The sequence below is a fragment of the Cyclobacterium sp. 1_MG-2023 genome (assembly GCF_030546805.1).
In the GTDB taxonomy this organism is placed as follows: domain Bacteria; phylum Bacteroidota; class Bacteroidia; order Cytophagales; family Cyclobacteriaceae; genus Cyclobacterium.
In genome coordinates this window covers 613,437-636,879 of record NZ_JAUOPC010000001.1, presented here as the reverse complement: position 1 = coordinate 636,879, position 23,443 = coordinate 613,437, and the positions used below count along the sequence as shown (strand labels likewise).

General features: G+C 36.3%; 18 protein-coding genes. 10 read left to right on the top strand and 8 right to left on the bottom strand.

Going from position 1 to position 23,443, the window contains the following annotated elements; all coding sequences use genetic code 11:
- Positions 1-25: 25 nt before the first annotated feature.
- Entirely contained in the window at positions 26-202 is a 177-nt protein-coding gene (locus Q4534_RS02350) for a hypothetical protein (protein WP_303611562.1), read from the bottom strand.
- Between the two features lie 925 nt (positions 203-1,127).
- Here Q4534_RS02350 and Q4534_RS02345 point away from each other — a divergent pair.
- From Q4534_RS02345 to Q4534_RS02330, 4 genes are all read left to right on the top strand, one after another.
- Positions 1,128-1,493: a hypothetical protein gene (locus Q4534_RS02345; RefSeq protein WP_303611561.1), complete on the top strand. Its 366-nt coding sequence runs from the start codon at positions 1,128-1,130 to the stop codon at positions 1,491-1,493.
- A gap of 580 nt (positions 1,494-2,073) precedes the next feature.
- Positions 2,074-3,492, top strand: coding sequence for an NAD(P)/FAD-dependent oxidoreductase (locus Q4534_RS02340; protein ID WP_303611560.1), 1,419 nt, complete (start codon positions 2,074-2,076; stop codon positions 3,490-3,492).
- Positions 3,493-3,530: 38 nt separating this feature from the next.
- Complete coding sequence (locus Q4534_RS02335) at positions 3,531-4,115, top strand: hypothetical protein (RefSeq protein WP_303611559.1); 585 nt, start codon at positions 3,531-3,533, stop codon at positions 4,113-4,115.
- Positions 4,099-5,172 carry a restriction endonuclease subunit S gene (locus Q4534_RS02330; protein ID WP_303611558.1) on the top strand — a complete coding sequence of 358 codons (1,074 nt, stop codon included), beginning with the start codon at positions 4,099-4,101 and terminating at the stop codon, positions 5,170-5,172. The genes Q4534_RS02335 and Q4534_RS02330 overlap by 17 nt, the downstream gene beginning before the upstream one ends.
- Before the next feature lie 500 nt (positions 5,173-5,672).
- Here the strand turns inward: Q4534_RS02330 and Q4534_RS02325 are convergent, their stop codons facing one another.
- Together Q4534_RS02325 and Q4534_RS02320 are read right to left on the bottom strand one after the other, a co-directional pair.
- On the bottom strand, positions 5,673-6,374 hold the full coding sequence (locus tag Q4534_RS02325) for a LytTR family DNA-binding domain-containing protein (RefSeq protein ID WP_303611557.1): 702 nt from the start codon (positions 6,372-6,374) through the stop codon (positions 5,673-5,675).
- Positions 6,361-7,407 (bottom strand): sensor histidine kinase, encoded by a 1,047-nt coding sequence (locus tag Q4534_RS02320; protein WP_303611556.1) that lies wholly within the window; start codon positions 7,405-7,407, stop codon positions 6,361-6,363. The genes Q4534_RS02325 and Q4534_RS02320 overlap by 14 nt, the downstream gene beginning before the upstream one ends.
- A 162-nt stretch (positions 7,408-7,569) precedes the next feature.
- Here Q4534_RS02320 and Q4534_RS02315 point away from each other — a divergent pair, with 162 nt between their 5' ends.
- The 3 genes from Q4534_RS02315 to Q4534_RS02305 are packed head-to-tail and all read left to right on the top strand — an operon-like array spanning position 7,570 to position 13,327.
- Positions 7,570-8,955: a TolC family protein gene (locus Q4534_RS02315; protein ID WP_303611555.1), complete on the top strand. Its 1,386-nt coding sequence runs from the start codon at positions 7,570-7,572 to the stop codon at positions 8,953-8,955.
- Positions 8,956-8,964: 9 nt separating this feature from the next.
- Complete coding sequence (locus Q4534_RS02310) at positions 8,965-12,249, top strand: efflux RND transporter permease subunit (protein WP_303611554.1); 3,285 nt, start codon at positions 8,965-8,967, stop codon at positions 12,247-12,249.
- Positions 12,239-13,327: an efflux RND transporter periplasmic adaptor subunit gene (locus tag Q4534_RS02305; RefSeq protein WP_303611553.1), complete on the top strand. Its 1,089-nt coding sequence runs from the start codon at positions 12,239-12,241 to the stop codon at positions 13,325-13,327. Before Q4534_RS02310 ends, Q4534_RS02305 begins: the two co-directional genes overlap by 11 nt.
- A 269-nt stretch (positions 13,328-13,596) precedes the next feature.
- Here Q4534_RS02305 and Q4534_RS02300 read toward each other — a convergent pair whose 3' ends face one another.
- From Q4534_RS02300 to Q4534_RS02285, 4 genes are all read right to left on the bottom strand, one after another.
- Positions 13,597-14,340 carry a LytTR family DNA-binding domain-containing protein gene (locus tag Q4534_RS02300; RefSeq protein WP_303611552.1) on the bottom strand — a complete coding sequence of 248 codons (744 nt, stop codon included), beginning with the start codon at positions 14,338-14,340 and terminating at the stop codon, positions 13,597-13,599.
- On the bottom strand, positions 14,337-15,044 hold the full coding sequence (locus tag Q4534_RS02295; RefSeq protein ID WP_303611551.1) for a sensor histidine kinase: 708 nt from the start codon (positions 15,042-15,044) through the stop codon (positions 14,337-14,339). Before Q4534_RS02295 ends, Q4534_RS02300 begins: the two co-directional genes overlap by 4 nt.
- Positions 15,045-15,402: 358 nt before the next feature.
- Positions 15,403-16,383, bottom strand: coding sequence for a kelch repeat-containing protein (locus tag Q4534_RS02290; RefSeq protein ID WP_303611550.1), 981 nt, complete (start codon positions 16,381-16,383; stop codon positions 15,403-15,405).
- A gap of 6 nt (positions 16,384-16,389) precedes the next feature.
- Complete coding sequence (locus Q4534_RS02285) at positions 16,390-17,676, bottom strand: DUF4270 family protein (RefSeq protein ID WP_303611549.1); 1,287 nt, start codon at positions 17,674-17,676, stop codon at positions 16,390-16,392.
- A gap of 275 nt (positions 17,677-17,951) precedes the next feature.
- Here Q4534_RS02285 and Q4534_RS02280 point away from each other — a divergent pair, with 275 nt between their 5' ends.
- From Q4534_RS02280 to Q4534_RS02270, 3 genes are all read left to right on the top strand, one after another.
- Complete coding sequence (locus tag Q4534_RS02280) at positions 17,952-19,157, top strand: hypothetical protein (protein WP_303611548.1); 1,206 nt, start codon at positions 17,952-17,954, stop codon at positions 19,155-19,157.
- A 44-nt stretch (positions 19,158-19,201) separates the two neighbouring features.
- Positions 19,202-19,630, top strand: coding sequence for a DUF2141 domain-containing protein (locus tag Q4534_RS02275; RefSeq protein WP_303611547.1), 429 nt, complete (start codon positions 19,202-19,204; stop codon positions 19,628-19,630).
- Positions 19,631-19,945: 315 nt separating this feature from the next.
- Positions 19,946-21,085 (top strand): bile acid:sodium symporter family protein, encoded by a 1,140-nt coding sequence (locus tag Q4534_RS02270; RefSeq protein ID WP_303611546.1) that lies wholly within the window; start codon positions 19,946-19,948, stop codon positions 21,083-21,085.
- A gap of 439 nt (positions 21,086-21,524) precedes the next feature.
- Here the strand turns inward: Q4534_RS02270 and Q4534_RS02265 are convergent, their stop codons facing one another.
- The gene (locus Q4534_RS02265) at positions 21,525-23,102 is read right to left on the bottom strand and encodes a M81 family metallopeptidase (protein WP_303611545.1); all 1,578 of its coding nucleotides are present in this window, start codon (positions 23,100-23,102) and stop codon (positions 21,525-21,527) included.
- Positions 23,103-23,443 lie beyond the last annotated feature (341 nt).

The following is a 23,443-nucleotide window of genomic DNA, read 5'->3' as shown; positions in this document are numbered from 1 at the left end:
ATTAACCTACTTTAAATGATCTTTCTTAGTGGCACGGTTTGACCGAAATCACTGGCATGGTCAGACCGAAATAGCCACCCTCTGGGATTTTCTCAAATACTGTTTTTGATTTGTTATTATATTTATTATTATCCTTATACCGATATTCATTATTATTATTATTTATTTCAAAATAATCTTCAATTTTTGGTTCAATACTCATACCTAAAATTTTTGCATTAATATTCTGTTCCGTAGTTCTTTTAGTATTAAGGCTATATATAATAATAATCTAATTTGTTATTATGGTAATCGTTCGAGTCATTTATCTTGAAGTTCTCTTTTTTACCATCACTAAAGTACACTTATTTCCTTTAATCTTTATACCTGTTAATTTAATTATATTCTTTAATAATTCGTTGGTTTTTGGTGTGTTTAATTTAAAGTTATAGACTTTAGTGCTTTTTTTTAATGTTTCGAATAGAAAGTGTGGTTAAGTTGATCTCCAACTGAAGGAAGAACTCACTACGTACCTTAATTCCTGTTCTCATGTAAAGTCGTAATACGTTATTAGTAAAGGATTGCCAATTTACCTCCTGTAAACATATGTACAAAATTTGGAAATTCTTTGAAGGAAATTGAAAACCATTCAAATTAAGCATTCTACTGTTATTTAATTGTGTAAAATTCATTTGTAATTCCTGTGCGGATAAACTATTTTTAGCTATGGGAGAGGGTTAACAAATAAGATGTCAGGAAACGCTCTATTTTTCAAATGTCAAGTGGTCGTAGATAAATGTGTAGGATTGTTTTAAGATTGATATGGATTGTAGGGATGAAAATTCGCACCTAGCTGATAAAAGTATAACATACCACTATAGAGGGGGATTAAGGATGAATTTTTAAAAAGTTAAATTTATTGAATAAGGCACATGTTAAATAAGTTAATCTTAGCCTATTTTGCCTAAGAGGTATTTAATTTCCCGAAAAAGGGACAATGACATACGATGCAAACTTTTCATGAAAAACTTGGATATCTAATATATTGATTATCAGTTATTAGGTAATTATTTATTAAGCGCCTTATTCAATAAATTTATTCTCATTGTTAAAATTGAACAAAATAATAAATTTTCACACTCATCAATATGAATATTAGCGCTAATAATTGGAAAGTAATTGCGTTTGCTTATCTATTTACATTTATAGATTATAATTATTTTTTAAAACCGATATTTTATTTAGAATTTATTGAATTTTTTGTAAGTTATGGATTAATGATGTTTAAATTTTTTTCTTTAGTTATTGCTACTAAAAGTGTTGATGATTTCCTCAATAGTGGTGTTGAAAGTGATGAAAAATCTATTTCTCTATCGTTTGCTTTTTTTATGGTAGGAATAGGATTTATTTATATGGTTACTGATTTCTCAACGGTATCTTATAATATGATAATTATTTTATCATTACCTTGGTTCTTGTTTTTCCAAGAATTGGATTCAAAAATTAAAGATTAATTTTGTTTTATAATTATTGATATTAATTCAAATTGATTTTTGTTGAGCTATAGGATTCATCTAGCTGTATTATATGGTGATGATTTCATCTTGCTGCTACATTGTATTAGAATAGAATAGAATTTTATTTTTATTAATGAATGATCCTATCAATATTGGGAAATTTAAAAAGCGGTTTGCCATTGCTAGCATGGGGATGGTAACTTTATTTAGGACCTTCGGTCTTATCGATCTTTTAATCCTTTTAATGTCGGTTTTTATACCTCAATTGGAATCGGAATAGTATGGTTCTATTTTTCTTATTAAGGGTTTAAATGGTGTCAAGCAAAAAAGTAAACTAGCTGTAAGTTTTATTCTATTTAGCATGATAAAAATGCTTTTGTATTATGAATTTCACAATTGCTTTTATTTGGATGAAGGAAAGGAGGATGCTAAAATTAGGCTGATTTATCCTGCTAAATTTATATCCTCAAAGAGCCATTCAAAAAAAATTACCTGTTTGCGTGGATGATATTGAATTGTGGGGATTACCCTTTTTTTGAACTAATATTTATAGTAGCTTTACTTTAAATAACTACCTATGGATGCTACTTATGATGCTGTGGTTGTAGGCTCAGGGCCAAATGGACTATCAGCAGCAATTGTTTTACAAAAACATGGATTAAATGTTCTTCTAATTGAAGGGAAAGAAACAATTGGTGGTGGCATGCGTACCATGGAGCTAACCCTTCCCGGTTTTAAACATGATGTTTGTTCGGCCATACATCCCATGGCAGCAGCAGCTCCATTTTTTAAGACCTTGCCTCTTGATAAATACGGTCTTGAATATATCCACCCTAAAATCTTGGCAGGACATCCTTTGCCTGACGGGACAGTAGCTTCTTTGCATCGGTCACTAAGTGAAACGGCAGATCAATTGGGAAGAGATAAGCAAACCTATACAGATTTGTTAAAGCCCCTTGTTGCGCATTGGGAGGGCTTGTCGGCCGATTTTTTGTCCCCACTTAAAATCCCCGAAAATCCAATTAAACTTGCTCGGTTTGGCTTGAATGCCTTGCAACCGGCAACAATGCTTGCCAAAAAATTTAAAGAGACCAAAACCAAGGCCCTATGGGCCGGTATGGCTGCTCATGGGATACAACCCTTGACCAATATCACTACCTCAGCGATTGGAATGGTACTTATGGCTGCAGGTCATCATGCCGGATGGCCCATGCTTAAGGGCGGCTCACAATCTCTTGCCAATGCTTTGGCCGACTATTTTGAGTCCTTAGGTGGTAAAATTGAAAAGGGGAAAATGATTACTGATTTTGGGCAAATCCCCAATGCCAAAATGGTAATGTTTGACCTAAGCCCCAAAAACCTGTTGAAAATAGCCGGAGGGAAATTTTCAAGTCTATACCGCTGGCAGCTGAATCGTTATCGGTACGGGATGGGCGTATTTAAAATGGACTTTGCCCTATCTCAGCCCATACCCTGGAAGTCAAAAGCGCTAAGTGACGCAGGTACGGTTCATCTGGGAGGGACAATTGAAGATATTTCAAATTCAGAAAGATTGACTTGGGGAGGGAAGTATACAGATAACCCATACGTACTTTTAGCCCAACAAAGCCTATTTGATACAACACGCTCTCCGGAGGGATTTCATACCGGATGGGCTTATTGCCATGTACCATCAGGTTCTGAAGTTGATATGTCAGCGGTGATTGAGAATCAAATTGAGAAATATGCACCGGGCTTTAAGGAAACCATTATAGGCAAGCATACTTTCAACACCAAAGAGATAGAAGATTATAATCCCAATTATATTGGAGGAGACATCAATGCGGGTGTTCAGGATTGGTCTCAGTTGTTTACCAGACCGGCCGTAAGGATATCTCCATACAGAACTTCAAGCAAAAACATTTACATTTGCTCTGCCTCAACCCCTCCCGGAGGAGGAGTGCATGGAATGGGAGGTTATTATGCGGCCAAAAGAGCCATTAAAGATTTATTTTAAGTATTATTGAGCCTTTAAATTTTTTGTTAGGATAAATTATGTACGAATTTATAAAGAAATATAAAATTACATTGGCGTTTTACCTAATGGTAATTTTGCTTTTTGTATCAATGGCTTTTGCTAAATTGGTACGTGAACCCTACCCAAGTCTCAATATGCCTGCTTTTTCCGGAAGTGCGATAAAGGGTGGAACTTTGTCAGTGAGTCACTTTGAAATTATCTATTTGAATGAGGATGAAGAAGTATGGAAAGGAGATTTAATAGAGGTTTTTAACCCGGATAATTTAATCAGATTTAAAGCCAATATGAAATTTATTTTTTTCAACCAGGCAAGCGTAAATCTTGATCAACAAAAAAAAGAGAAAGGAAGAATAATATCTAAAATTCCTGGCGGATATGCCATCCGAAAAGTTATAAAAAAATGGACGACCAATGATGTGGTTGGAGGAGCAGATAAAGTAATACCCAAACTTATGTTTGAAAAAAAGCCATTTCAATCCGATAAGTTAACAGGATTTATTATTAAGGAATACAAGGATTTCTACGACATGGTAGAAGGTTTTCAAAAGAGAGAATTAGTAAGACAAAAAGAATTTAAATTTGATAATGATACTATCAATTAACGAGAAAATTACCAATTGGCTTAATAATACCTGGGCTCCCAATTTTTTTCAATTGGGTTTATCCCGAATAATATTTTGCTTGGGTTACCTTATTTTTGGCTTGCCTGAATTCAAAGAGATAGCAAATTTTGAATTGGTGTTTTTTGATCCTCCTGTAGGATTATCTTTAATTCTTGGCCCCATAATTTCCAGTGATTTTTGGTGGGCCTTTGATTTGATTGTAAGGATTAGCTTCGTCTGCCTATTTGTTGGTTTTCGAACGAAATGGGTGTCGATTCTTTTCAGTTTTCTATTACTTTTTGGTTTTTCTTACCTCTACAGTTACGGAAAGATCAATCATAATATTTTCACTGTAATTTTCCCCTTGTTTATGGCTTTTACCAATTGGGGAGGAGCTCTGTCCATCGATTCCTTGAGGAAAAGCAGTACCAATATAAAACCCAAAGGATGGCCCTTGGCCTTCTTTTCATTTTTATTGGGTTGGGGCTATTTTACTGCAGGTTGGCCCAAATTGATAGGAGGGTGGTTAGACCCTTCGTATTCAACAACAGCAGGTTATATTTTGAGAAGATTTCACTCCGTTGAGGACCCTTGGTACTTAAATGAATTGTTTGTTCAAATAAACAATTTGTTTATTTATAAAATGTTGGATTACAGTACCTTGGTTTTTGAACTCGGTTTTATAATTACAATTTTCTGGTCGGTTGTATTTTTAAGGTCTATTGGTGTTGCGGCTTTATTTCATTTGGGAGTCTTATTGACTTTAAACATCGCTTTTACGACGCATGTTTTAGTCTTTATGCCTTATATCATGTATTATTATTTCAATAATAGCTCTGAGCTTTCAGAAAAATATCAACAAATATTTATCAAAAACAAAAACGTTTTTCTTGTCATTTTTGCAATTTTTTCCGTGTTTATCGTAATTGATTATTACCCTTTACCATTTGAAATACATTCCCATATAGTTTTATTTACAATATGTATTTTATCTATCCTTATGTTATTACCTAAGCCTTTTCATAGGTATTTCATTAGGAAAAAAGAAATAAGATAAATTTAGTAGTTAGTATTTAACATGGTATTATTCTATCGTGATCCATTGATAAAGGGGATGAGGGTTTTGAAGAGTTTTAGCCATTAAGTATTATTTAGCAGATAGTTAATTTAATATTTACGGAGTTAGTTAGAACCGCTAAAAATAAGGTGATGTAGCCTACCTTTTTGGATGGAGTATGTGTCACGGTGGTATGATTCAAAACGGAACAGCCTGCAAGCAAGGTATAGGTTTTATGTTCTTGACAAGCCATTTCCTGCTTCCATTGCACTTAGACAAAAAATTCAATAAATACAGTACTGATATCTGACACAATGGCCATTGATTCAATTTTACCTTACTGGTATTACTTGGCTAAAGACTGTTGGCTTTCATTTCCTGCAATTCATTTGCTTACCTAAACAATATTAAAACTTTATAATGCTTCGTTGGGAATAATTTAAACACGGATTGTTAAAAAGCACCTAATTGGAGGTCAATTGTAAACCGACCAAGCCCTCTTAATGAATTTTCAAGCGATCAAACAGTTGTCTTTTATAGGTGATGCCAATTGGTAATTTTTCTTCCTCTATCTCCACAAAATCTTTGTCAATATTTTTTATTTTATCGATGGCTACTATATAAGATTTGTGGATGCGAATAAAACTTTCCTCAGGTAATAATTTTTCAAATTCAGTTGTGGAAATGGATCCCAAACATACCTTCTGGTTTTTGTGGATTTTCACATAGTTTCCAAAGCTTTGGATATAGTTTAACTTTTGTAATTTTATGTCTTTAAATTCCCCGTCTACTTTTACTGTAATGGATTGTGGCCAATTTTTTTCTAGAATAGGTACTGGGCTTTCCAAAGCAAAAAAACGTTCGGTAGCTTTTAAAAATCTAGGTAAATCAATTGGTTTTAAAAGGTAATCCAGAACTCCATACTCGTAACTTTCCAATGCAAATTCTGAATAGGCTGTAGTGAGGATGGTTTGGGGAGGGGAGGAAAGAATTTTTAACATATCAATGCCTGAAATCTCGGGCATATTAATATCCAAAAACATTAAATCAATACTGTTTTCACGGATATAATTCATCGCTTCAATTGCATTGAAGGCTTGAAAAACCAGATTTAACCTGGGGTTTTGATTGATATAATTTATTAATACGTAGTGGGCAGCAGGTTCATCGTCGACAATGATACATGTTTTAATTCCCTTCATTTTTACCCATTTTTAGCTGTATTTTTAGATCAACATTATAGGTTTTTGGGTCATTGGTAATGTTCAACGAGTAATCCTCTCCATAAGTTAACTTAAGCCTAGCTATGGTGTTCTTTAATCCAATATTGGTAGAAACAACCTTTGATTCTTTTGGAACGGAATTCACTACAATTAGGTGCAATAAACCATTTTTTACCGAGATATTAATGTGTACATAGCATTTTTCGATGGCACAAGTTCCATGTTTGAAGGCATTTTCAATAAACGTGATCAAAAGCATGGGTGAAATTTTATAAGTGCTCTCCTTATCAATTTCGGAAAAATAAGAAATGTCACAGCGGTTTGCTACCCTTTCCTTTTCCAGCTGTACATAGCTATTGATGAAATCAAGTTCATTTTCTAAACATACAAACTCCTTGTGGGTGCTTTCCGTCTGGTAACGCATCAACTGTGAAACTTTCATGATTAAATCTGAAGTTCTTTGCGGAAATTGAAGGCTTATACCATAGAGGGTGTTGAAGGTGTTGAATAAGAAGTGTGGGTTCAACTGGGTGCGCAAGGAGTTAACCTGCATCTGGTTGTAAAGGATGATCTTATCTGTTTGCTGCTTGTAAATTCTATAAAACTTAAAAACAATTATAGGACTTAATATGCACACCAATGTTCCCGATACACTGGCAAATTGAAAGGAAAAACTTCTTTGATGGGAATTTTGATACAACTGGCATTGACTAAACATGCTCAAGGTCATAAGCTTGTTTAGTAAAACCGAGAAAATAAATATCCCAATGATTGTTAGGAGGATATAAATGATTGGTTTGTGTTTTTTAAAAAGAATGGGCAGGAAAATAAAACGATTAAATTGGGCGTGAACATACAGAATAACATAAAACAATACGCCCAACATGATGGAGCCCAAAGAGCTGATAAACATCCAATCATTTTTGAGAGTATAGATGGTAAATGAAAAAGCAACGACAGCAAACTCTTGCCACCACTTATTGTCCATGAGATCATTGATGATTTTATTCATAGGCTTGGGTTTAACGGGGCACAAAGAACAAAAAAAATAAACTCACTTTTTTGATTAAATGACGAATTGAATTAGTCATTTATGATTTTACTACAGCACTTTAACAGCGGATCATATATGGAATAGGTATAGTTTTGATACAGAATTTCATATTTGAATTTTATGTGTATTAAAAAATTTACCTCATTAATTCTATTCAGCCTTGGTGCTATTGGTTGTTTTGCCCAAGATCTTTCTTTGGTAGATGCCATTGATATAGGCATACAGAATTATGGCGCAATTAAATCAAAAGGGAAGATTGTTAGTGCTTCAGAAGAGTCTTTGAAACAAGCCAAACTAGATTACCTACCTGATGTCAATATTTCAGCACAGCATAGTTTTGGTACAATCAATGGACAGTACGGATCTTTTTACGGGATGATCGGTAATGCAGCATCATCGGGCCCCACTTTACCGGAGCAAAACTGGAATGCAGCATTTGGAGCTCAGTACTTGAGTAATGTTAATTGGGATTTTTTCACCTTCGGAAAAGTAAAGCAAAAGATCAATCTTGAAAAAATTAATGTTGGGCTTCAAGTACATGATCTAGAACAAGAGAAATTTGAATTAAAAATTAAAATTGCTTCTGCCTATTTAAACCTTTTGGCGAGTCAACGGATGTTGATTTCGCAGCAGAAAAACCTTGAGCGTGCGGAAGTATTTCTAAAAACGGCTATTGTACGGGTGAAAAATGGATTGCAGGCAGGGGTAGACTCTACAATGGCAACGGCAGAAGTATCCAAGGCCAAAATAGCTATAAACCAAGCAAGGATTCAGGTGAAGGAATTTAACAATCGGCTTATTGATTTAATGGGAGTGAGCTCCTTGGATTTTATCGCGGACACCTTATTTGTAAGCAAAATTCCAAAGCAACTATTAATCAATATAGCAGGTAAAGAAGCCTTGCACCCATCGTTAAAGTTTTTGCAAACCAAGGTAGATTTCAATCAACAGCAGGTGAAGTTATCGAAGCGGTTTTATTATCCTAGCATGAACGTTTTTGGTGTTTTTCAATCCCGTGCTTCAGGTTTTTATTCCAATTATTCCCTTGACCAAGATGCTTTTACAAGAAACTATTGGGATGGTATTAAGCCCTACAGAAGTAATTATTTAATTGGAGCAAGCATTTCCTGGAATTTGACGAGCCCATTTAGAATAAAGAAACAAGTAAAAGCACAAGAGTTAATTGTTGAAAGCGTGAAGGAGGAATACAAGCAACTGGATAGAGAAATACAATCACAATTAAAACTGGCTAATGAGCAAATTCAAATTGCCATGGAAAATTATGCTGAAGCTCCTATTCAAGTGAAAGCAGCAGCTCAAGCTTATAGGCAAAAAATGACCTTGTACCAAAATGGATTGACCACTTTGACAGATTTGACGCAGGCTTTGTACTTACTAAATCGTGCCGAAATCGATCGCGATATTGTCAATACTAGTGTATGGCAATCTTACTTGGTTAAAGTTGCCGCAATTGGTGATTTCGAATTATTTATAAACGAATTTTAATTAAATCACATGAATTTAATACGTTTTGCTCTCCGCAAACCCATTTCAATTTTGGTACTGGTAGCCGGGGTGTTTTTCTTTGGTATTGGTGCAGTAAAGGATATCAAGATTGATATTTTACCTAAAATGAATTTACCGGTAATTTATATTGCCCATCCTTTTGGAGGGTATACTCCGGACCAAATGGAATCTTATTTTGCCAAGGGCTATATTAATATTTTATCTTTTGCCAATGGAGTAAAATCTATTGAAACGAAAAATATTCAAGGCCTGATGATCATGAAGTTGACCTATTATGAAAACACGAATATGGCACAAGCAGCGGCTGAGCTTACAGCCCTTGCCAATAGGATTCAGGTAATATTCCCTCCAGGGACTCAGCCCCCTTTTATTATACGGTTTGATGCATCATCATTGCCTGTAGGCCAATTGGTTTTGGGAAGTAAGATTAGGTCTAATAATGAACTGCAAGATTTTGCCAATTATTATGTGAGGGCAAATTTCACCTCCATTCCTGGACTTCTTTCCCCGGCTCCTTTTGGTGGCAGTCCCAGAACCATTGAGGTAAATGTCAATCCTGACCTTTTAAGGTCTCACAATATGACACCGGATCAAATTGTAGAGGCCATTCGATTGAACAACCAAACCGCTCCATCAGGAAATGTGAGGATTGGAAACTTAAATTATATAACACCTACCAATACCAGTATTAAGGATATTAAAGACTTTGAAAAGATTCCCTTGTTCAAAGGTTCTGTCCAAAACCTGACCTTAGGGGATGTTGCCACCGTCAAAGATGGCGCAGATGTTACAAGTGGTTATGTTTTGGTCAATGGAAAAAGGTCTGTGTATATCAATATTGCGAAAGCAGCTGATGCTTCCACATGGGAGGTAGTAAATAAATTAAAAGCAGAATTGCCCAAGATTCAGAGCACTTTACCGGAAGACATTACATTGTCTTATGAATTTGACCAATCAGTTTACGTGATTAATTCAGTAAAAAGTTTAGTGACAGAAGGGGTCATTGGTGCTGTGCTTACCGGTTTGATGGTGCTTTTATTTTTAGGTGATAAAAGGGCAGCATTTATAGTGATCATGACCATACCTATTTCGATTATAGCCGGGGTGTTGTTTTTAAAATTATTTGGTCAGACCATTAATTTGATGACTTTAAGTGGGCTAGCCTTGGCCATAGGAATTCTGGTGGATGAAAGTACAGTGACCATTGAGAATATTCATCAACACCTAGATATGGGTAAACCTAAAGCCCTTGCCATTTGGGATGCTTGTAAAGAAATTGCATTGCCCAAATTGCTTATTCTTTTAAGTATTCTGGCCGTTTTCGCCCCGGCCTTTACGATGGCAGGAATACCAGGAGCCTTATTTCTACCTTTGGCAATGGCCATAGGATTTTCTATGATTGTTTCCTTTTTACTGTCTCAGACTTTTGTGCCTGTGTTGGCCAACTGGTTAATGAAAGAGCATCCCAAAGTCGCTCATTCTGCAGGTTTTTCAGAGGATGAGGCAATATTTAACGCCACCGGATTAAGCCCTGAGTCTGAAAGAAATGTTATCGATCAGAAAAAAGAAATGGTTGCTCGGGAAGATTTAAACAGAGATGGGAAAATAAGTTTTTTTGAACGTTTTCGCATTCGGTTTATGCATTTTCTAGATGGCCTGTTTCCTTATAAGAAAGTTACTACTTTGATATATCTTTTAGGAATTTCCTTGCTTGCCGGAGTATTGCTAATTACCATAGGTAAAGATGTTTTTCCAAAAGTAAACTCAAGCCAATTTCAACTTAGAATGCGCGCCCCAGATGGCACACGTATCGAGAGAACAGAAGAAATGGCTATTCTTTTATTGGATGAACTGAATGAAATGGTTGGTAAAGAACATATTGGGATCTCTTCAGTTTATGTAGGACAGCACCCATCCCAATTTTCAATCAACCCAATTTACCTTTTTACTGCCGGATCCCATGAAGCTGTTTTTCAAGTTAGTTTAAAAGACTATGAGGTTGATATGGATGATTTCAAAGATGACTTACGGGCGAGAGCACAATCCATTCTTCCTGAAGTAAAGTTGTCTTTCGAACCCATAGAGCTGACAGATAAAGTTTTAAGTCAAGGATCTCCAACACCTATAGAGGTGAGAGTTGCCGGAAAAGACAAGAAACGTAATGAAGTCTATGCCAAAAAGCTGATTGAAAGGCTTGAAAAAATTCCATATTTGAGGGATATACAAATTGGTCAGCCCATTCATTATCCTGCCATGGACATTGAAATCGATCGTACCAGAGCAGCGGAATTGGGCGTGGATATGGATGATGTTTCTCGCTCACTGATAGCATCCACTTCTTCATCCAGGTATACGGAAAAAAACAGTTGGATTGATGAAAAGTCCGGTATTTCTGTTTCTGTGCAAGTGCAGGTACCTTTAAACCAAATGAAAAGCAAGTCGGATATTGGAGAAATTCCGCTATCAAAAAATTCATTGCGTCCGGTTTTAAGTGATGTAGCAACGATCACTCCCACGACTGTTCACGGAGAAAATGACAATGTTGGAGCCATGCCTTATATTACGGTAACTGCTAATATCCATCAAACAGATTTAGGGACAGCATCCAATGATGTTTCTGCTGCAATTGGTTCCATTGGGGAATTGCCCAGAGGCTTATTTATGGAAACGATAGGTATGAGTAAAGTTTTGACAGAAACTCTGAGTAGCCTGCAGGTAGGTTTGTTTGTAGCTATTGTCTTAATATTCTTAATGCTTGCCGCAAATTTTCAGTCTTTTAGAATTTCCTTTGTGGTTTTGACTACTGTTCCTGCAGTAGTATTAGGAGCTTTACTATTGTTGACCCTTACGGGATCAACACTTAATCTTCAATCCTATATGGGGATAATTATGTCAGTAGGTGTTTCTATTGCCAATGCTATTCTTTTGGTTACCAATGCAGAACAGCTTAGGCTTGTCAATGGGAATGCCTTGGATTCAGCCAAAGAAGCTGCTGCTTTAAGGCTTCGTCCTATCATTATGACGAGTGTGGCAATGATTGCAGGGATGCTGCCTATGGCCATAGGACATGGTGAAGGAGGAGATCAGGTCTCACCTTTGGGTAGGGCAGTCATCGGAGGACTACTGTTTTCAACCTTTACGGTTTTACTTATCCTACCTTTAATATTTGCTTGGGCACAAGAAAAAGCAAGTACAAACTCCGTATCCCTAGACCCAGAAGACCAAGAGAGCATACATTATATACCGGTATTAAAAACAAAAGATGAAAACTAAAACAACTCAATCACTTATTTCGCTTTTTGTAGCCTTGCTTATTACTGGCAGCTGTACTTCAAACAAGGCTGAGGTTTTTGTTGAGGAATCACCTAGCGTAGAAACCTTTTCTCTGGGAAAGGGGAAGTTAACAACTGCCTTACGATTGCCGGCAGAATTAAGCGGTTTTCAACAGGTAGATATTTATGCTAAAGTAAGCAGTTATGTTAAAGATTTAAAAGTAGACATTGGGACGAAGGTAATCAAAGGATCCTCTCTAGTGGTACTTGAGGCTCCTGAGATCAACTCCCAATTGGCGGCTGCTGAATCTAAATTAAAAGCCATGGAAGCCATTTATAAGACTAGTGAAAGTACTTATAACCGTCTTTTTGAAACCAGCAAAGTAGAAGGGACTGTCTCTACCAATGACCTAGAAATGGCAAAGGGAAAAAAAGAGTCAGATTTCGCTCAATATCAAGCTGCAGTGGCTGCCCATAAGGAAGTAAAGGTTATGCAGAGCTACTTGCACATCGTTGCTCCTTTTGATGGAGTGGTGGCTTCGAGGAATGTTAATCTAGGTGCTTATGTAGGCCCTGCCGGGAAAGGATCAGACATGCCTTTGCTTACGATACAACAACAAGACAAATTGCGGTTAGCGGTGGCTATTCCGGAACTATTTACCGGGTATTTAAAGAAAGGGGATGAAGTGAGTTTTAATGTCAAGTCACTACCGGACACTTTTCAAGGTACAGTAGCAAGAATGTCAGGAGCATTGGATCTTAAACTGCGTTCAGAGCGAGTAGAAATGGATATTGACAATTTGGATGGGAAATTACTTCCGGGTATGGTAGCTGAAGTGAACCTATCCTTGAATGCCAGAGACAGTACCTTTGTTGTTCCCGGATCTGCTTTAATGGATTCTGCTGAAGGTCAATTTGTAATAAAAGTTGAAAAAAATCAAAAAGCTTTGCGTGTCCCGGTAAATTTAGGAAGAGAATCAGATGGTTTCTTTGAAGTTTTTGGAGATTTAAAAATGAACGACAAGCTGATATTGGAAGCAAGTGAAGAGATAAAGGATGGAGACTTTATCAATGAATAAGAATTATTGACCAACTATATTAATTACCTGTGAAAGGACATAGCTATAAAAAGTTATGTCCTTTTTTGTTAGGGGTAATATGTGGTAACTAAGTATAACTCGGATTATGAAGTAGGATTCTTGATGAGGGTAAGGGTTGAGACCGTAAGAATATCAGGTTGTTTGGATATTTTAGTATCGCCCTCCTGTATTAGGAGGTTTATTGCTAAAATACCTGAAATCAGTTGTTTTAATTTAAACCGGTAATTGAAAGGTTGAAGTAGGTAAATTTAAATGTTTTTATTGACTACAAGTTCATAGAAAAAATCTCTGTAATTACCTCCAATGGTTATGTGTAGGTCTTTATCAATTAATTTCACTTTGTTTCTGCTTATGACCTCTATTTGATTCACTGAAACAATATAGGATTTATGAATTCTTATAAAGCCTTTAGAAAAAAGGCTCATCTCATAATGCTTAATTGAATTGAGGGTAAGTATTGGCTGCTCTTTACCTATGAGATATATTTTCACATAATCTTTGTACCCTTGCAAGTAGGCAATGTCTTTAAGTTCCACTTTTATGGTGAAATGCTCTACTTTAACAAAAATAAACTTAGATGAATCATCATTTTGAGCTTCCTGAAAACTTGGTTGGGGGCTAAGGTTTGGTTGAACTTCAGGAATATTAATTACCTTACTCACTGCCTGAAAAAAACGACTGAAACTAATTGGTTTTAATAAATAATCAATGGCGTTGATTTCAAACCCTTTTACCGCATATTCACTATAAGCAGTAGTGAATATTACCTTGGGTTTGTTGGATAGGCTTTCATAAAATTTAATGCCGTTGATATCAGGCATATTGATGTCCAAAAACATTAACTTGATGTCATCATGGACGATACAATCCAATGCCTTTAAAGGTGAGTCAAATCTACCTTTTAGCTCCAACATCGGCATCCTAGAGATATAATCCTCCAAAATATCCAATGCCAATACCTCATCGTCAATGATTATACAATTGATTTTCATTTCTTTATTTTTAGAAAAGACTTGAAAGTACTGTTTTCATAAATCTGCTTAAAGCTATGCTTACCGGGGTACAACAATTCCAATCTTTTCTTTAAATTCTCTAGACCTACACCGGTTTTGTTGGTGTTGATATTTTCATCATCCCTTTTACCCACACTATTGATAACGGAAAGCAATATTTCATCGTTGTTTTCGGTAAATGAAATTAAGATAAAGGATGGGGTAACGTAACTGATACCATGCTTGAATGCATTTTCAATCAATGTAATGAATAGCAGTGGTTCTACGGCATAATCTTCATTCAATAAGGAAAAGTAACATTTAATTTGCGGGGCATTACTATCCGAAAATTTAAGTTTTTCAAGGTTAATGTAATTTTTAATAAAATCTATTTCTTGGTGAATGGGTACTTTTTCTTTTCCGGACTCATACAATACATACCTCAGCATGTTTGACAGTAGCATGATGGAAGGAGTGGTGTTTTCGGATTTCTTACTGGCCAGTGAATAAATATTATTTAGCGCATTGAATAGGAAATGTGGGTTAAATTGATTCTTTAAAAAACTGAGCTCCTTGATGATTTTTTGCCGTTCTAATTCATCATATCTTTTGTGCTCCTGTTCAAACTTGGCAATCAGTTCAATGGCCGTTCCCAAAGCCATAATCAAAACAAACCTAAAAATGGAAGGAATCAAATTAAACATTTGATTTCTTCTTGCCTCAAACCTAGGAGGCGGTCGGTCACCTTGTATAGAGATAAAATCCAAAAAGGTATATTGGAAAGTTAAGTACAAGGCTAAAAAAAGGAGGATAAATAGCGTGTATTTCAAATATTTTCTTTCAAAAATTAATTTTGGGATCAACCAAAAAATATTTATTAAATAGAAAATAACAATGCTGCTATTTGGAATGTTAAGGTGAAAGTTTGGCCTGATAACTTCGCTTTTATTGGAAATAATAAAAAATACTGGGAATAATATTATTCCCAGTATTAAGACATGAACCAATGTCTTTAGAATTACTTTTTTTTCAATTTGAAGCATTTATATGGCTTTGATCAATTTAATCCTCTTCATCATAATAAACAAAAGGCTGAAACTCATAGATATCATCAAACCTAAGACTAGAACTTCTACCTAATAAAACATAAGCCCTACTATTGACAGAGAAAGCAGAAGCACCGGCTCTATAGACAGCTTCAATCGGTGTTTTTTCTTCCCAGGTGTCGTCGCTAGGATGATACTCCCAAGTACTACCCATTACAGAACCAATAGATCCGGCTACAATATAACCATAAGAATCAATAGAAAATGCACTGGCTTCACTTCTTACGATCGCATAGTCATCACTATAGTCCAGGTCATTTTTTCTTGTCCATTCTAAAGTGTTGCCATCCAAAGCCCAGAAATCATATTCATAAGATCCGTTATTAATTCCTGTTCCTATATAAGCGATATCATCGATTACAAAAACAGATGCGCCTTGGCGTTTGGCACCTCCCATAGAAATTATTTGCGTCCAAGAATCAGTAACAGGGTCATATTGCCAAAAGTCTTTCTGTTCGCTTCCATCATATCCGGTCCCTATATAACCTTTGTCAACAAGTGAAAATCCAATGGCATTGTATCTGGCAGTTCCTCCAAAAGATGCCACTTCTTTCCAAGTGTCCGATTCCGGGTCGTATTCCCAAAAATCATTGAGCTTATTTGTGCCGTCATAGCCGGTACCTACATAGCCTTTTCCATCAATAGAAAAAGCTACGGCATTGCTACGTGCTTCTCCTGGGAAATCTGCTTTCTTGATCCAATAATCTCCTGTTGCATTGTATTCCCAGAAATCATTTAAATATTCATCTCCGGTATAACCTCCCATAACAAAGGCTCTGGTATCAATTGAGAAAGAGGCAGCATTGGAGCGGTTGCTACCTTCAAAATAGGATCTCTGGACCCAATTACCCTCCGAAGTTGATTCATCATCGCTGATACAACCTCCTAGGAAAAAAACTCCAACAATAGCTCCTATTAACAAACGTGTTTTATTCATAATAATTTAATTTAAAGGAAGAAATACAATATCTAGTTTTATTTTTTGTGTTGTAGAATGGGAAGAAAAAGCCAAATAATTCGTGGTAAATGAAGTGCTCTGTGGGATGGTTATCCATAGCGCATTTCCATTGTCGTAATTTGTACTTAATTGGCTGTCAATAAAGTCCTTTACAGGAATTTCAAAGTAGGTGTTTTCGTGAAATTGATCATCAAAAGCAGTCATGCCTACAGTACCTAAAGAACCAATGATATCGTTGTCTTTATCCACGACATATACACTGATTGAAAAGGATGGCGTATTGAAATAATTATTATAAGTTCCCGGCTTCACAGGTAAGTGAAGTATGGCCGAAGAAATAAAGAAACTCTCGGAAATCTCTTTAAGACTTTGGGTTTCCGGGAACTCGATTCTGATTCCTGAATCATAAAGTGGATCCACCATTAAAGTCCCTGAAGTTGCTTCGGAACTTATATTTGTATAGGCTTCAAAACCTTGAAAAATCCCATAGGATTTATCTATTGTCAGGTTTGTAAATTGCTCTGTGCCACTTTGCACTGTAATTTTAAAGAAGGAATTGGTTTGAGAAATGTCCGTTGAGGATTTATAATAAAAACCGATATAGGACGTCTCAGCAAATGTTAGTAAAGGTCCCGTACCTACTGACTCAATTCTAAAACCTTTAAAATATTCTTCCAAATCATCGTTTGAAAAAAAGATAGAACTACTGGATTTTGATTGTTCAAAAAGCTCAAGTCCAAATTGGTATGGTAATTTGATTGTAAGGGAGTCCTTGTGGGGTAAAGCTTGAATTGCTTTGCTAACCAATGGAGTAGACTCGTAGCCAAATGTTTGAAAATTATAGATATCTCCATCATCATCAGGTTCCGGGCTTTCTAATAATTCATAAATATTGAGATCAAAAACAGGGATAGTGTCATAGTGAAAGCTTTCGTAGAAAAGTACAAGTACTACGGAATCCATTTGTGCCTCATCGTTCATCTGTATACTGCTTTCAGCACCAAATTGTACATAAGGTACGGCATCAATCTTTCCCCTAATGGTGTCTTCATAAGAGCCCAATAAAAAACTACTTCTATCATTGGTTACTAAACTGTCTTTAAAATAACTATATAATAGAATGTCTGTGCTTTCGATCAAACTGACATCCAGCTGATCATCGTCCTTAATAACCTCAGGTTGGACAAGGATGTCATTTTCAAAACACCCTGTCATTAGTAAAGCCAAAGCAGACATGCAGAAGTATTTGATTGATCTGAAGATTGATTGCATAGAGTTAATTTTTGCCTCAAACCAAATCAATCTTCCTTGATTAATAAGATAAAATAGACATAAGTGTCAATCTTCTCGACGAAAGGCCTTTTGTAATCTATGATCCTTCAAAAAGCGGTGATAGGGTAGATTTTCCTTGTTGGGCGGTAAAAAGGATAATTTCGTCTATACAAATTGCCTCTAGGGCTATTATAGAAGCATGTTTCATTTTGTAGTCCTAGCTTTCCGAAAAAATCAAAATGACTTTTCCTATTCGATCGCTGTGTTTATGTCTTATGTCCCTACTGCTAACAGGAAATTTGTTGGCACAAAGGGGAGATGGTTCCTTATATTCGTCCTATGGAATAGGCTTAATTAATAATGACAATGTAGGACATGCTGCAAGGCTTGGGGGAACCGGAGTGGCAGTGCAATCTCCTTATTTCCTAAACCTTGTTAACCCCGCTTCAAACGTTGGGATATTCGGTGGGTATAATTTTATGGTTGATGCAGATGTGAAATATCAGATGATGAACATCGCAACTTCTGATGAAAATATTGATGTGAATAGGACGAATCTGTCTCATGTTGCTTTTTGGTTGCGGCTTTCAAAAAAATCTACTATTAATTTTGGTATTACACCTCTTAGTAGTGTTGACAACAGTTTTATGGAAACCACCTATTTTGTGGGCTCTGATGATCCATATTCTAAATTAACTAAAAATTATGGCGACATAAGTAAAGTATATATTAATTACGCTTATGCTTTACATCCTCGGCTTTCTTTGGGTATAAGGCCATATTATGCTTTCGGTATAATTAATAATAATAATTCCTACGCACTAGAAGGTGATGGAGATGGATCAATAGATGATTTTCAGTTGAACATAAAAAATAGCTATAGTGGTGCAGGGGTGGATTTGGGTTTACAATATGTAGCTTATCAAAATAAAGACAAAAAACTATTGATGGGCTTGGTCTATCAGGCTCCTGCATATATGGTGGAAACCATCTCTGAAGAAATTCAACTTTCGGGTTCAGATACCTTATTGTTTGAATCTTCAGGGGATAAGGAAAAAATAGATTTTTATCAGACAATTAAAGCAGGATTATCCTATCAGAATAAAAGTTGGATTTTTGCAGCAGATTATAACTACAAACTATTTCCTGATTCTTGGGAAGATTATGTAGCTGCGCATCAAGTTAACCTAGGGATAGAATATGTACCGATTTCTAGTGGCTATCGATCTCCTCAAAAATTGAGTTACGCTGTAGGTGCGTATTATGATACCGGAAACTATCAATTTCAAAATCAAGCGGTAAATCGTTGGGGACTTACGGCCGGTATTGGGATTCCCATCCAAGGTTTCACAAGGTTGAATTTATCATACCAGTATGAAAAGCAAGGAAGTACTTCTCTTCTTTCCAGAGAGACAACCCATGGTATTGTCTTGAATATTAACCTAGCGGATGTATGGTTTCAAAAGGTTGGGTATAAATAAAATATTGATTTAATAAAAAGTCCTAAAATTCTAATTGATAAAAAATGAAAATTGCCATAATACTCCTTTATACCATCCTACTCTCTTCCTTTACCTTTTATGATTATAATCAAACAACATTGAATTTAAGTAATTTGAATTTAGATCTTGGAGGAGATGTGCGGGTCCAGGTTTTTAAAAAACAACCCATAAATTTAATGATGGAATTGGAGCCTATTGAAAAATTTCAGGTCCCACTTATCGACGCCGCACATATTAAACTTCCTGCCTTGGAACCTGGAGAATACATGATTTCTGTTTTTCATGATAACAATAAGAATGGAAAGATGGATTATAACCTTTTGGGTAAGCCTAAGGAAGGATATGGATTTTCGGGAGAATTTTACTGTGGAAATAAAAATTCCAAACCGGAGTCCTATTATGTTTTTCTTAATTCAGGGAATCAACAACTCTCCATTAACCTCTGTTATTAAGCCATCTTTCATCGAAATAGGCAATTTTAAAACCAATTCCACCAATCTCCGCTCACCCCATCACAGATCACTAAATCACCCACTCACCCCATCACAGATCACCAATCACCCACTCACCCCATCACTCTTCACCATATCCTACCTGAAGACCCTATTTTTTACCTTAAAACCAATTTTTTAAAGTAAAAGGTTTTGTATATGCCCCTAATTATTGAAAACCCTTCTATCTTTACAGAAAAGGCAATTTGCCTTAAGCTTAGGTACAATTAAGGGAATATACCAACAACCATTTCAAAACCACTTAGAAAAACCACCATGAATAATAGGCATAAGCTATGGAGTACATCACTTGTACTGGCAGGAATATCTTTATTAGGAATTATTTTGATGCTTGTAATGGCCAACAAAGAATTGGCCGGTTTACTTGTGTTGTCTTTCTTTGCTTTCCTGCTTATTGGGATGCAAGGATTTTCACGTTTAAAAGGCTTTTCATTTACCGTCTGGGTAATTGCTGCTGTGGCCATAAGCATGATTTATCCAGGTTATATTACTGAAGTAGGAGAGTACGATACAGAGGGGTTTATTGTTCCTTTAATACAACTTATCATGTTTGGTATGGGGACTACCATGGGCATAAGGGATTTTCAAGGGGTTCTGAAAATGCCTAAAGGGGTGATCGTTGGATTGGTTTCTCAGTTTACCATTATGCCTATATTAGCCATTAGTTTGGCTCTTCTTATGGGCTTTCCACCTGAAATAGCCGCAGGAATTGTTCTAATAGGTTCATCACCGAGTGGTGTGTCTTCCAATATTATTACTTTTCTGGCCAAGGGGAATCTTGCCTTATCCATTACCTTAACGGCTTTTACAACCATTTTAGCTCCTTTTTTAACGCCATTGTTAATGAAACTTTTGGCAGGTCAGTTTATCCCTATTGACTCTTTCCAGATGATGGTTAGTATTATCAAAATGATATTTGTTCCGATTGTGGCCGGAATGGTTTTCAACAAGATATTTAAGGACAAGGCTGGTTGGATGCATACCGCCATGCCTTTTGTGGCCATGGCTGCCAATGTAATTATTATTGCTGTGATTGTAGCAGCAGGTCGAGATAGCCTTTTGGAAATTGGTCTACTTTTATTGCTTGCTGCTATTATTCATAATGCTTGTGGTTATGTTTTGGGGTATTGGGGTTGCAGGTTATTCAAGATGAATAAGGTTGACAGCAGAACGATTGCCATTGAAGTAGGGATGCAAAATGGAGGGATGGCTGCAGGAATAGCTTCTGAATTAGGCAAAGCAGCTACTTTAGGGCTTTTCCCTGCAATTTTTGGCACATGGATGGATATATCCGGTTCCTTCCTTGCCAATTGGTGGCGGACAGCACCTACCGATGAAGATGATGCTTCTAAACTTTCTGTAGACCCGCAGCCAGTAAAAGAAATTGAAAAATAAAGTTTGATTTATTAATGGCTGTAAAGGGAAAAATTTTAGGGGAAAATGGCTTAAATGTTTATTGACTGTGGTATTAATCTAAAGGAGTAAATTCACTTTTATTTCATACCGAGAAGGGTTTTAACATTGAGCTTGAAGGCAAGATAGCCAGGTCAAAGTGCTGAGCCTAGTCAATTGGTCTTCTGCGAGTAGGTGGAAGTTTTGTCTTGGCTTTGCCTTAAAAAATAATCCACTCCATTGGTGAAAAATTTATGCCATGAAGCAATTGAACTATTCTACGAAGAGGTAAAAGAACTTCTAACCGGTCACAAGGTGCACTAAAAAGCTGCTAAATGTAAATGCCCTCTCGGCAGCGCCAAGAGGGCATTTATCCATATCTTCAACTGTCAGAAGTTATCATAGTTGTTGATTTCTAATTTATCTCCATCAAGAAGACCAATTAGTAATCTCCCATGCCAAACATTCCTTTACGTGCTCTTTTGAAGGTAAACCAAGTAGGGTTAACAGCGGTTGAACCGGGACTGTCTACTTGTATCAATTTTGAAGCAAATGGTTTATAAGCAGCATGTGGTGCAATGTTACCTTTGGCTACAATAATTTTTTGCCTTTCTACATATACTCCATTTGAAATTAATTGATGCGCACTGTTTGGGCTAGAGGCCAATGTGGTCAACAATACCAAGTTAGGTTCATCCAAAGTGGATCCTTCCAACTGAATTACAGCAGTATGTCCCATGTTCCAGTATCTTCCACCACCATGTCGTACTTCAGTTTCCAAATATCGCCCAACATTGAGAGAACGAACATGGCCTTTGATTCTTACAGGCTTGCCATGCATATCATCAGTTTTACCGCCAACTTCAAAATCAAAATCATTGCCAATACCTGCTTTTTCGGCCACAGCATATGCCTCAGGGTCAGCTATTACCATCACCCAACCTTGAGCTCCTTGTTTGATTAATTCTTCCAATAAAAATGAACTGTCACCGGTGGATCCACCTCCAATATTGTCTCCCATATCTATCAAGACAACAGGTCGTCCATCATGCTCCATGGCCATTTTCACAGCCTCTGCAGGTTGAGGGCTTTTGAGTACAGTTTCATGGCGCGTATCCCACAATTTATCAGAAAGTCTTTGGGCTTCCTTTTGTGCGAGCTCAGCATCATTGTCTGTGACAACAATGACTGATGGACCCATCCAAGGTACATCAGCGTACTGGTAGCCTCCGGCAACGCTCACAGAAAGGATTTTATCATTTTTCTCTAATTCTTTGCTCTCAGTAGTGACAGGAAGCAAGGGGTTAGAAAAAGTACTTTGATAAACGATATTGTATACCATTGGGGCCTTTACGATGGCTTGGGTAGGTTTAACTCCTTCCTTTACCATTTCAGCCATGATTTTTGCCGCTTGTAAGCCACGGTCAAAAGTGTCCAAATGAGGGTTTTCTTTGAAGGTGATTAAAACATCTGAGTACTCAATCATTTCCGGTGTGACATTGGCATGAAAATCATGCGTAACTATGATCGGCATTTTTGGTCCAAATGCTTCTCTAACCCTTTTGACTATTTCTTCATCTCCACTAGGGTAGCTTTCAACAACCATTGCACCATGAAGATTAAGCAAAATGCCGTCTAATTTAGGGCCGGCTTTCAGCTGCTTAATTATCTCAGCCACCATCGTATTGAATGCATTGTCCGTAACTGGCCCCATAGGTCTTGCTCGGGTGACTACGGTTGGGTAAAGTTCTAAACCAAAACGTTTTGAACCTTCTATATAGCCTGAACTTATGGTTTGTGAATTTGCAAATGAGAAGAACTTTTTAGCCAGTTCTTCTTGAGATTCCCCCTTTTTGAAATCAAATAAATCAAGCGTCGTTAATTGACTGCTAAATGAGTTTGATTCGTGGGCAATTCCGGCTACACCTATTATTGGTTTTTTTTGTGCGAAAGCACTTATAAAAGTCAATAAAACTAGAGGGATTACTATTGAGATTTTAAGGATAATGGATTTTTTCATGGTATTTGTTTTTAGCATTTATGCCTAGGTTGTTAAGTTATAAATGGTGGTTTTTTAAAGTAAATCCGCCAATTATACCGTTTATTTTATTATTATTCAAAAAATATCAGGTATATGTTTTTATTTAGGTAGGCAGAACACTTTATATTACAAATTTAATAATGACTGGTTTTTCTAAGCTTAATTCTTCATTAATGTATTCCGACGTGAGACCCAATAAAGGTCTATTCATTTTTTTAAATTATACAGTTTTCCTCTCTTCTTTTAATGGATCAAGATTAGAATTTGAAGTGGTGTTATTTTATTCGACTTTGTTTAAAGTTGGAAATAATAGCTTCAAT

Excerpts from the sequence above, each read along its gene's own strand:
- Q4534_RS02335 (WP_303611559.1), top strand. The coding sequence starts at position 3,531 with ATGTACGAATTTATAAAGAAATATAAAATTACATTGGCGTTTTACCTA.
- Q4534_RS02285 (WP_303611549.1), bottom strand. The coding sequence starts at position 17,676 with ATGCAATCAATCTTCAGATCAATCAAATACTTCTGCATGTCTGCTTTG.
- Q4534_RS02275 (WP_303611547.1), top strand. The coding sequence starts at position 19,202 with ATGAAAATTGCCATAATACTCCTTTATACCATCCTACTCTCTTCCTTT.
- Q4534_RS02320 (WP_303611556.1), bottom strand. The coding sequence starts at position 7,407 with ATGAATAAAATCATCAATGATCTCATGGACAATAAGTGGTGGCAAGAG.
- Q4534_RS02345 (WP_303611561.1), top strand. The coding sequence starts at position 1,128 with ATGAATATTAGCGCTAATAATTGGAAAGTAATTGCGTTTGCTTATCTA.
- Q4534_RS02325 (WP_303611557.1), bottom strand. The coding sequence starts at position 6,374 with ATGAAGGGAATTAAAACATGTATCATTGTCGACGATGAACCTGCTGCC.
- Q4534_RS02280 (WP_303611548.1), top strand. The coding sequence starts at position 17,952 with ATGTCCCTACTGCTAACAGGAAATTTGTTGGCACAAAGGGGAGATGGT.
- Q4534_RS02330 (WP_303611558.1), top strand. The coding sequence starts at position 4,099 with ATGATACTATCAATTAACGAGAAAATTACCAATTGGCTTAATAATACC.
- Q4534_RS02305 (WP_303611553.1), top strand. The coding sequence starts at position 12,239 with ATGAAAACTAAAACAACTCAATCACTTATTTCGCTTTTTGTAGCCTTG.
- Q4534_RS02295 (WP_303611551.1), bottom strand. The coding sequence starts at position 15,044 with ATGTTTAATTTGATTCCTTCCATTTTTAGGTTTGTTTTGATTATGGCT.
- Q4534_RS02340 (WP_303611560.1), top strand. The coding sequence starts at position 2,074 with ATGGATGCTACTTATGATGCTGTGGTTGTAGGCTCAGGGCCAAATGGA.
- Q4534_RS02265 (WP_303611545.1), bottom strand. The coding sequence starts at position 23,102 with ATGAAAAAATCCATTATCCTTAAAATCTCAATAGTAATCCCTCTAGTT.
- Q4534_RS02270 (WP_303611546.1), top strand. The coding sequence starts at position 19,946 with ATGAATAATAGGCATAAGCTATGGAGTACATCACTTGTACTGGCAGGA.
- Q4534_RS02300 (WP_303611552.1), bottom strand. The coding sequence starts at position 14,340 with ATGAAAATCAATTGTATAATCATTGACGATGAGGTATTGGCATTGGAT.
- Q4534_RS02310 (WP_303611554.1), top strand. The coding sequence starts at position 8,965 with ATGAATTTAATACGTTTTGCTCTCCGCAAACCCATTTCAATTTTGGTA.
- Q4534_RS02315 (WP_303611555.1), top strand. The coding sequence starts at position 7,570 with ATGTGTATTAAAAAATTTACCTCATTAATTCTATTCAGCCTTGGTGCT.
- Q4534_RS02290 (WP_303611550.1), bottom strand. The coding sequence starts at position 16,383 with ATGAATAAAACACGTTTGTTAATAGGAGCTATTGTTGGAGTTTTTTTC.
- Q4534_RS02350 (WP_303611562.1), bottom strand. The coding sequence starts at position 202 with ATGAGTATTGAACCAAAAATTGAAGATTATTTTGAAATAAATAATAAT.